Consider the following 9,958-nt stretch of genomic DNA (forward strand, 5'->3'; position numbering starts at 1 on the left):
CTGCATCCTTAGGTGTTTCATATCCTTCAATCTTATTACCTTCAGTATCTTTGTATGTTACTGTTACGTTACCATTTACTAACTCATATTGATAAGTTACAGTAATTTCGTTTTCTTCAACTTTACCAGATACTGGTTTAGATCCATCTAATAATCCTTCACGTTCAGTAATTAATCGATATACTTTACCGTCTGCTGTAGTAATCTTAGATGCTTTTTTGTTTTCAACATTGTAATCACTGTTAACACTTGCATCTGTTACAGGTTTTAATCCATCAGTTGTTACAGTTTCAGTTGTATCACCAGGCATTGTTGCAGTTCCTGCGATTGGTTGACCATTTTTATCAACATACTTCACATTAACTGCTGATTTTTTCTCTTTGTAAACAAATGTTACAACTTTATCAGCTTCTGTTACTGTTCCTGTTTCTGGTTCTGATGTATTGTATAATCCATTGTTTTCAGTTACAAGTTCATATACTTTTCCATCTGCTGTTGTGATCTTAGTCGCTTTTTTCTCAGCTACTTTATTATCATAACTTGTACCTAACTCAGCTTCTGTAACTGCTGTTACGCCAGCTGCTGTTACAGTTTCAGTTGTATCACCAGGCATTGTTGCAGTTCCGGCTAGTGGAGCTCCTGTTTCATCTACATATTTAACAAGTACATTTCCTTTAACTTCTTCATAAACATATGTTACTTCAAGTGTTTTTCCTGATACTACTTGTCCTGTTGCAGCTCCAACGTTTTCTCCGTTTGTTACGACTGCTTCTGCAGAGTAAGTTGCATTAGTTGTAGTAGTACCTGCTTGTGTAACTAGTTTATATTTCTTATTGTTAAATTCAATTGTTGCTGGTTTTTCATCATTTTCAGCTGCATTGTAATCTGTTCCTGCTTTAACATTTGTAGAATCTTGTACAGATGTTTTGATTTCAGTTCCATCAGTATTAATGTATTTGATTACTACTGAACCTGCTTTTTCATAAACATAAGTAACTTCTTTAGTTTTACCTTCTTCTACAGTACCAGTAACTGGTGCTGAATCAGCTTTTACGCCATTGTTTGCAGTTGTTAAGTAATATACTTCTCCAGTTGCTGTTGTAATCTTATTCGGTTTGTTAGCTGGAGTGCTTGCATCATAATTTGTACCATTTGATACATCTGTAGCATTTGCAACAGCTAATCCTTTTTCTTCTACTGTAGTTGGAGTTGTTGCATTATCAAATGTTAATGCACCTGTCAATGGAGTACCATCTGATAATTGATATTTAGTTACTACGCTTCCTAGTAACTCATATTGGTAAGTAACTGTAATTTCGTTTTCTTCTACTTTTCCAGTTGCTGGTTTAGACCCTGCTTGTAAACCATCTCTATCAGTAATTAGTCGGTAAACTTTACCATCTGCTGTAGTAATCTTAGATGCTTTTTTGTCTGCAACATTGTAATCACTGTTAACACTTGCATCTGTTACAGGTTTTAATCCATCTACTGTTACTGTTTCAGTTGTATCACCAGGCATTGTTGCAGTTCCGGCAATTGGACGACCTTGACTATCAACATATTTAACATTAACACCAGATTTTTTCTCTTTATAAACATAAGTTACTTCTAATGTTTCAGCTTTAACACGTCCTGTTACCGCTGCAGAATCTTTCTTAAGTCCTGTTTCATCATATTGAACTTCACCTTCAGTTTTTGCTTCAGTTACTAGTTCAAAGACTTTACCTTCTGTTGTTGTAATTTTAGCTGGTTTATTAGTTGCATCTGTTACGTTATATTGTGTTCCCGTAGTTACATTATCTTTATCCGTACGGTCATCTTTAATCTTATTACCTTCTGTATCAATATAGTGAACAAGTACGCTTCCTTTTTTCAGCTCATAAATATAAGTAATTTCTTTGTATCCTTCAGCAACTGTACCAGATGGTTCTGCTTTTGTAGCTTGGTTTACATCTGTTCTTACACCATTAGCATCATATTGAACATTACCTTCTGTCTTAGCTACTGTTACTAATTCGTAAACTTTTCCATCAGCTGTTTCATAACGAGTTGGTTTATTTTCTGAAGTTGTTGTATCGTACGCTTCTCCAGTTGGAACATTATCTTTAATAACCTTATCTGCTAAACCGAATTCCATTCCATCTGTGTCTTGATATTTAACTCTTACAGTACCTTTGGCTAGTTCATAGACATAAGTAATCTCTGTAGTACCCTCTACTAAATCACCATAATCCCATGGTGTATCTGGTTTTACTCTTCTCAAGTTATAGATTTTTCCATCTTCCAATGTAATCTTATCAGGTCTGAATTTTTCTCTTTTCTCACCTTGAAGAGCACCAATGTTATAACTTGCTTTATCAGCTCCATTAAGTTCTGTTCCGTCAACATCAGTGGCATTACGTAGTTTTTGACTTGATACATAAGCCTGTTTAGCTTTAATGACATTACCTTCTGTATCTTCATAATTAATATTAATTGAACCTTTTTTAGCTTCATAAAGAACTGTATATTCTTTATTTTCAATAATTTCTCTTGATACAGTAACTGTTACTGGAGTTTCTTGACCAGCAGGAGTGTAAGTGATGTACATTGTAGATGCTTCAATTACTGGTCTAATGACAGCATCTTTCTTATTACTAATTGCAGGTAAAGTTGTACTATTACCATTACTATCTTTCGCTACAGTTGTAACATTTTGTCCAAATTCTCTCTTATCTTTAGAAATCGTTACTTCACCACTATCTGCATTTAAAGTAAGGTTAGTGTCTGTTGTAGTCCATCTACCTCCTTCTTTTGTAACAATAGAAGTAATTGGTTCTTTTTGTCCTTTAGGAATATACGTAATTTCTAATCGTGTAGTTGCTGAAGCTAATGGAGAAATCACTTTATTACCAGCATCATCCGTAGAAGAAACATTTGTTAATGTATTGTTTTCATATTTTGTTACTGCAGATATTTCTGTTCCTGCTTTTACTTTATCAGCTGCAATCGTTACTTTCCCAGTAACTGGATCTACTTGAATATCGCCATTTGGAGCTTTCCAAGTAAGAATTGGTTCTTTCTCAACATTTTTAATTGTTTCATCATCTTTTCTACCTACTAAAGTATAGTCATTATTACCAGTTGGAGAAACTTCAGTTGGCAAATCTAATGGCCAATCTAATAACCAATAGTCAAGTCTTTGCCATGGTCCGTAGATTTTCTCTCCCTTTCTTGGTCCCTCTTTAATGGTATAAACAGCACGTCGAACAGGAATTCTATATGTTCTCTGAGGGAAAATGACATTTCCTTCATTATCTTTTTCTACATAATTAATTGTACGAGTTACATCTTTACGTTCTTCTTCACGATTAGCTTCTACATAAACATAAATTACTTTTTTCGTTTTTTGTTTTTCATAAATGCCGTCAGTAGGGTCAGACTCATTATGAACATGGCTATAAATATAAGCTTTTCCATCATTAGCTCTATCGATGATACCGTATGATGAAGTAGTATATGGATCATCTTGGAATCCTTTATCAGTAGTTTCTGACATAATATTATTACCTGACAAGTTAACGTGGCTTACTTTTAATTTACCACGTTGATCTTCTGTAATTAATCCTACTTTGTTAGATTCTAACCATGTATTTTTTCCATCTTTCAACCAAACTTGTGATTGTCCTTCAACCAAGTTAGGGTTATCTGTATGAACATTAATATCAAAACTTGTTTGGAATTTTTCTCCTTTGTTAAGAACATACTCTTTATCAAATACATATTTAACAGCTGTAACCGTACTCCAGTCCGTAATTTGATCTGCACGAACATACGGTGCTACTGTTTTTTCAGCATTTGTCCCTTTTAAAGTTGTATATTCGACATGATAATCCGCTGTTCCAGGAATTGGACCTTTAAGGCTTGTTTCAGCTACTTTATGTGGTTCACCATAGTTCTTAGGAATCTCAACCATCACTTCTTTTAATACTGCTGGTGCATCGGCAGCATTTACTACAGATGGGTTAAGGACAACATCTTCACCATTTTTAACGTTGATAATTCCCATTACTCCAACTTCATTTTTCTTCGCAATGGTTAATTGAGTATAGTATTCCGATGCCACTTTTAATGTTACATCTGTAGTTGCTTTGACAACTTGTCTTCCAGGTTCATGACCTTCTAGAATATCGGCGCTTAAACTTGGATCATTACCAACTAAACGTTGTGATGCTTTGTCCCATACTAAGTATGAATCAATATGATACGTACCGTTTTCTGCTTGACCATTGTTAACAACTTCAAAGGTTAAAGCTATAGGACCATTACTGGTCAATCGATCCAAGTTTAAGTCAACAGACTTCAAGGCTAAATCTTTTGCTTTGAAAATGTAAGCTGTTTTTCCAGTTCCTTTATAGTTTTTTATAATTTTATCTGGATTAATAACATCTGTATCTTTAACAACCTCTTCATAATCTCCAGCACTGTAGGCACCCCCCCAACCGTATGCCGTGAATTTATTTGAAAACAATTTATTATCCATCGGCATACGGAAATTCGTCAATGGAAGTGCAGAGTCTGCAACTAACATAACTGTCGCATTTTTAATGCTTTCATCTAAGTCTTCTGACTTCAGTACTTTTTTACCATCTTCAGTTTTTATTGCGTTATTAAAATACTCAGGTGCTGTATAATTAACTATAAATGGTACGATTTGCTGACGAGTAATATTGTTTTTATCGCTTCCACGGTTTGGATTGTAACTTGCTCCCCATGGAGCACCATATGGTGAAACGGGGCTAATCCCCAAACCAGCTGTAAAACGTTCTTTTGTATGAACAGCAATATTATATCCATTGTCCTCAACTTTTGCAGGATAAGACATCTTTGTCGCAGCATCTAATGAATTTCCACTAGTTGATAAGCTCACTCCAATAGTATTTTCATGACGAGTAATATTATCGTTCGCTGCCATTTCTTGCCAGTTCGCCATTGTAGTTCGAACAGTAGATCTGAACCCTAGTGGAACATAGTTATCACCAGCTTCGATAAATTTATCAGCGATATCTGGATGCTCTAAGACTAAACGAGTAAATTGTTTTGATTTATCAATTTCAACTTTTTCATACAGTTGATCAGCCGTTGACATTTCTTTTAATTCTTCTCGAGTTCCATCTGCTTTTACCCCATATAATTTAAATGGTTTAGCAAATTTATAGTTGAAGCTTTGTTTACTTGCTTCTGAACTATTATAATATTCAATCTTAGTTGTTCCATCTTTTTGAATAACATTTGCATGTGTTTCAGTTAATTGGAAGTGAGTAAAGTAAGTATTTGGTTTATCTGTTGGCACAGAATATACAAAATAATTATTATCTAGTTTATCTCCATTACCTTTTAATGATCTTAGAGTCATTGCACCACTTGCATCTCTTAATGGACCTGAATTATAAGCATAATGAACATAAAATTCATCGGTATCACTCTGATTAGAGAATAAACGTTGTTTATTCGGTGTAGTAACACCAGTAGCCATACGTTCAGCCGGAATAGGTGCTGGAACATCATCACCAATCGAGAATTTCAATTGATTATTTAACGCTTCTGACGTTGCTAATGTTTGAGTGTAAGTAGAACCATCTGGACGATGACCAATAGCCTTGTATTCAATATCAATTTTTTTACCACCATTAGAACTTAAATACTGTTCCATTTTTTGTCGAGTATCAAAATATCCTTCTTTTACACGGAAGACTGGACCATTATTATTAATTTGTGCACCAACTCTGGTAGGTCTTTTATATTCATCTACAGATGTTTTATCGTAATTTAACTTAGCAACATTTCCTTCTAATTTCCAATAACGGTTTGTTTCAACTGTTGGAACTAATTCTAGGAATTCTGGAATACCTGTTATCGTATAATCCACATCTGTTAAGCGACCGTTCCCATTTTTATAATCTAGATCTGTACCTTGTAAGAAATCTTTTCCATTATTATATGTAATAAATGGCAGAGTAAAAGTATTCCCCTTAATTGGACTAAATGTTCCATCAGAATTTTTAGATCCAACAATTAAATCTCTATCATAGTAGCCTGGAACATAATCAAAAAGATTTTTATTTTCTTTTTTATCAGACTCTTTATAAAGAATTTGAGATAGATATTCATATTTAGCTGTAGCAGTTGTCGTAGAGATTAGCTCGTCTCCATTATAAAACTCTGCTCTAGCAATAGTTGTATCACCAGCTGACGGACTCTTGTCAATTGATGAACTAATTTGTTGTTCAATATTAATTTGACCTACAGCACCACCTGTAATCGTATTCAGAGTAATTTCATAGATAAAGTTATCATTATCTGAAATATCTTTTGGATCACCACTTGCTAACGCTGAGTTAGTAAGTGTTGGTTTAACATCTGTATTAAGATGCTTTTTAGGAATAATATAACGAATTTTACCATTTTTAATCGGTGTTGCAGATGAACTTGAAAAATCTAATTGTAATTTCAAGACACGTTTTCCATCTCCATCACTCACTACTGGAATAGTATCTTCACTTATATTTTTATTTACCCCATTAGAATCTAAAAACGATAAATGTCCATAAAGCACATCATTACTTACACTAGCATCTGCACGTAAATCTTCCTTAGGAATTTCTTTTCCGTTACGAACGTCTCTTTTACCACTCATGAATCTAGTAATTACATTCATGACAGAATTACGACTTTTTGTAGCACGTTTAAATAAGTCATCTAATTCAGCTTTTGTTAGAGATGTATTATCTAAAGAAGCATTTGCATCTTTAATTACTGCTTTTGCCTCTTCAACTACTTTTCTATCATTTTCTGAAGTTAAGTCTCTTGCATTAAAAACTGCCTTTGATAATTCTTCAGTAACTTTTTTTAATTCTTCTGAATTTGTAGACTTCTCTACTGATTTTTCTTTTGAATTATCAACTTCTTTTTTCGATGTTTCGACTTTATTCTCGTCTTTTACTTCAGTTTTTACTTCTACCTTAATAGATTTCAAGATTGCCACATAAGAACTTACTTCTCTTACTTTTTTATCTACTTCTGCTTGTGTTGGATTATTTCCTATTAGGGCTTCCGCAGATTCAAGTTTTTTCGCCGCTTCATCAATCATTGATTGTTGTTTAGAGTTATTTTTAATTCTTTCTAATTGAGCTTTTAACTCTTCAATTTTTTGTAGCAATAAAGTTTTATCTGCTTCTTGTTGTTTTTTTTCACTAGCTTGTTCATTTTTACTAGTTTGTGAATTCAACTTATCTGCTACCGCTTCCGCAACTTTCTCACGTGTGTTTTCTACTTTTTTCTCAGCAGGTTTTGCTTCAACTGCAGATGATAACGGTACGCTTGTTTCCGTAGAATCAGATACCTTCTTATCACCATTTTGTTGTACAGTAGTGCTATCGCTAGCCTCTACAACACCTGCACCAAAGAATAAACCTACTCCAATTAGAACACTCGCTGCTCCAACTTTGAATTTTTTTATGGAGTATGTTTCTACTTTTTCAGCACGTTGTTCATAGTGTTTTTTTAGGTTATTTTTTCCTACCATTTATTATTCCTCTTTCCTTTAAAAATTTATTTGCTTATGCATATTATATTATCACAAAAAACAGCTCTATGAAAGTAATGATGCTTATTTATTTTTTAAAATTTCAATATAATTTTAAAATAAAGCAATATATTCCAATTACTTCATTAATATCCCTTTTAAAATAAAGTTTTAGAAATAAAAAAAAAAAAAAAATAGTCATAAAAATAATTTTAAACATACTTTAAATATACTTAAAATGTTAATATAAATTGTTATTTTATTTTTAATTTTTATTGATATTCGGTTAAATATTTACGAAAATATACGATTAATTTCGATTACATTCATTCGATATTTTTTTAATCATAAAAAAGGCATACCAAAATGGTATGCCTTTTCAGATTGTTGACAAAACGACCAAAATATCGATGTAAATATTGATATTTTGGTCGTTTTTCAAAAAAAATAAGCCTTATGGCTAAATATCAGTAGTGTTAAGGGAGGATTACACCTCTCTTAGTGCTATTGTTTTCATATTTTGAACGCAACAAGACAACCAAGCGTACGACTGTACTTTGGCTTTACCTCTATATTGTGCATATCTGTATCCATGATTTTGTTTTGAATCTGCAAAGCTACGTTCTATTGTTTCTTTTCTTCTCTTATACAATAGTTTTCCTTCTTTTGATATACGTCTTAATCTAGCTTCATCATAATAATCCGCATTTATATGGCGTCTTATTATTTTCTTTTCGTTTTTATCATCACTTTTATATTGTTTATATCCATTTCTATCAATATTTCTGTATCTAAATATTTCTCCTGTTCGTTTATCCACATATATATCTTTTTCTTGTAAGTATTTAAAATATTTGTTATCTTTTGATCTTGAGAATCTTCTATATCCTATTACTGAAAATATATTTTTTTTATCTAACTGTTTTAGTATGTCTAGAGAATAATATCCGCTATCTAACGCAACTTTTCCTGGTGTTAATCCGAAATTTTTTTCTATCTGATTTAATCTATCTATATATGGACCACTATCATGAACGTTTCCTGGAGTTATGTGACAATCCATGATTATATTATTTTTCCCATCTACTGTTCTATGGTCTAAATACATAAAACCTTCTTCTTTATGATCTCTGTGATAATAACCGCTATCCGGATCAGTTGTGTTAACTCGTTGTCTTTTTAGTTCTTCTTTTTCTTTATATTCAAAAGGCTTTTTTCCTATTTTTTCTCTCTCTTCGTTTATTTCTTTTTCTAAATCTAATTTTCTTTTTTTTATTTTTGTAGTTACTTCAACTTTGAATTTCTTTTTATTTGCGTTAGCTTTAATATGTGTTGAATCAGTAAAAAACTCATTACCACCTACTAGTTTCTTTTCAATTGCTTGATTTACTATATTAATAAATATTTGTTCGAACACATCAGTTCCTTGGAAACGTCGAATATAGTTTTGTGAAAATGTAGAGTAGTGTGGAACTGGTTTAGAAAATGGTATCCCTAAAAACCATCTAAATGCAGCATCTGTTTCTATTCTTTTTATTGTTTCTCTCATTGATTTTATTCCATAGAAATCTTTTAAAAACACTAATTTGAATAATACTACAGGGTCTAAACAATTTCTACCTGATGTGTGGCTATAGTATTCTTCTGTCAAATCATAAATAAATTTAAAATCAATTGCTTCGGCTACTTTTCTTAAAAAGTGATTTGTAGGAACTAGTTCTGATAACGTCATTAATATTATTTCATCTTTGATATTTTCTTTTTTATTAAACATACTAAAAACCCCCTCTATATACTTATATTATAACATTTTTAGCACTTTTTCTCATTAAAATAGGCTGTTAACTCATGCAGTTTCTGCATTTGTCAACAGCCTGAAAAGGCATACCAAAATGGTATGCCTTTTACTTGAATGGAGATGGCGGGATTTGAACCCGCGTCCAAAAATGCCTCCCCTTAGCTTCTACATGTTTAGTTTACCTATTAAATTTAATTCTCCACTTAAGCCGATAAACAGGCAATGAAAAACGAGTTTGATTAATCTCTTATTTTTTTCTACAAACGGAAGAAAAAAATCGTAGACTGCTAAGAATGAACCGATTAGCTTTGTCACAGTCAAACAAAGTAATCAGCCTTTAGCTTATTAAGCTGCTAAAGCGTAATTTGTTTTTTCGCCAGTTATATTTAACTGATGTGTTGTTAAAGGAGACAACCCTCCTACATGCCACCAAGAAGACTAGCATCCCTGTCGAATCCTAAACATCCCCTAATTGTGATTATTATATTTTACCATAAATTTCAACTTATGTAAAATTTTATTAACTCTACAGTATTCTATGATTGTAGTGTTACAATTGATGTGAGACAAAATATAAAAAAAGAAGAGTAAATCCT

At 32.4% G+C, this 9,958-nt stretch carries 2 protein-coding genes and 1 other RNA gene; all 3 read right to left on the reverse strand.

The window, feature by feature from the left end; translation table 11 throughout:
- Positions 1–7,564 (reverse strand): MucBP domain-containing protein (locus RYK99_RS08200; protein ID WP_314991699.1); only part of this gene is annotated, 7,564 nt, incomplete at its 3' end.
- A gap of 487 nt (positions 7,565–8,051) precedes the next feature.
- Complete coding sequence (locus RYK99_RS08205) at positions 8,052–9,338, reverse strand: IS1182 family transposase (RefSeq protein WP_314991700.1); 1,287 nt, start codon at positions 9,336–9,338, stop codon at positions 8,052–8,054.
- 136 nt (positions 9,339–9,474) lie between these two features.
- Positions 9,475–9,831, reverse strand: a transfer-messenger RNA (tmRNA) gene (ssrA, locus tag RYK99_RS08210).
- Positions 9,832–9,958 lie beyond the last annotated feature (127 nt).

The sequence above is a fragment of the uncultured Gemella sp. genome, from assembly GCF_963537375.1.
Taxonomy (GTDB): Bacteria; Bacillota; Bacilli; order Staphylococcales; family Gemellaceae; genus Gemella.

Excerpts from the sequence above, each read along its gene's own strand:
- RYK99_RS08205 (WP_314991700.1), bottom strand. The coding sequence starts at position 9,338 with ATGTTTAATAAAAAAGAAAATATCAAAGATGAAATAATATTAATGACG.